A 1,242-nucleotide genomic window follows, 5' to 3' on the forward strand; every position below is an offset into this window, starting at 1 on the left:
TGGACTTGGTATAATAAAGTAGACACAAAATTAAGTGGAAACGAGGAAAAGTCATTATGCCAAGAAAAACCTTTGATAAAGCCTTCAAACTCTCTGCTGTAAAACTCATCCTTGAGGAAGAGCAGTCTGTAAAAATGGTTAGTTCAACTTTAGAAATTCATCCCAATAGTCTTTATCGATGGATTCAAGAATATGAAAAATATGGAGAAAGTGCGTTCCCAGGACATGGGAGCGCACTACGTCATGCTCAATTTGAGATAAAAAAACTTGAAAAAGAGAACAAACTGCTACAGGAGGAATTAGCTCTTCTAAAAAAGTTCCAGGTCTTCTTGAAGCCAAACCGGAAATAAAATTTCGGTTTCTGAAGGAAAATAGTGTTAGCTTGAATATTCATCACGCCTGTCAAACTCTTCAAGTCTCCCGTTCAGGTTTCTATGCTTATTTAAAACGTCGTCCATCTTCAAGGCATGTTGAGAATGAAGCTTTGAAAGAAATGATTAAAGCCATTTTCTATGAACATAAAGAGCGTTACGGAAGTGTACGAATTACCCAAGAACTTTGTAGACGTGGCATCCATGTCAATTATAAACGTGTTGGTAGACTCCTTCATCAGCTAGGTCTCTATGCTAAAGGAAGTCGATATAAATATAAATACTATAACCGTCGACGTTCTTCATTAACTCGTCCCAATCTTGTTAATCAATGTTTCCAAGCGACTGGTAAGAATAAATTATGGCTAGGAGACTTAACCTACATTCCTACACAAGAAGGAATACTTTATTTGTCTGTCTTTATAGACGTTTATAGTAGAAAGATTGTTGGTTGGGCAATGGGCCGACGTATGCAAGACAAGTTGGTAACAGAGGCTTTCAATCAAGCTTATAATAGAGAAAAGCCTAAAGAAGGGGTAATAGTCCATACAGATCAGGGTTCTCAATATACCGGAGCACGATTTCAGGACCTACTTAGACGGAAAAAATGTAAGTCCAGTATGAGTCGAAAAGGTAATCCATACGATAATGCACTCATGGAATCCTTTTATAAAACATTAAAAAGAGAGCTTGTCAATGATGCTCATTTCGCAACTATTGAGCAAGCTCAGCTTGAGATTTTTAAATATATTGAGACTTACTATAACCCTAAACGTCTGCATTCAGCTTTAGGGTATCTCTCACCTGTAGAATTTGAAAAAATAGTTACTAATTAGCTTAACTTTATGTCTATTTTTTCTTGACAAGTCCA

General features: G+C 36.6%; 1 protein-coding gene. It reads left to right on the plus strand.

Going from position 1 to position 1,242, the window contains the following annotated elements; translation table 11 throughout:
- The first annotated feature begins 56 nt into the window (after positions 1 to 56).
- A protein-coding gene (locus tag GWD08_RS08610) for an IS3 family transposase (RefSeq protein WP_159565251.1) occupies positions 57 to 1,207 on the plus strand; the annotation gives its coding sequence in 2 pieces (ribosomal slippage) (positions 57 to 309 and positions 309 to 1,207; 1,152 coding nt in all).
- Positions 1,208 to 1,242: the final 35 nt, after the last annotated feature.

The sequence above is a fragment of the Streptococcus halichoeri genome, from assembly GCF_009870755.1.
GTDB classification, from domain to species: domain Bacteria; phylum Bacillota; class Bacilli; order Lactobacillales; family Streptococcaceae; genus Streptococcus; species Streptococcus halichoeri.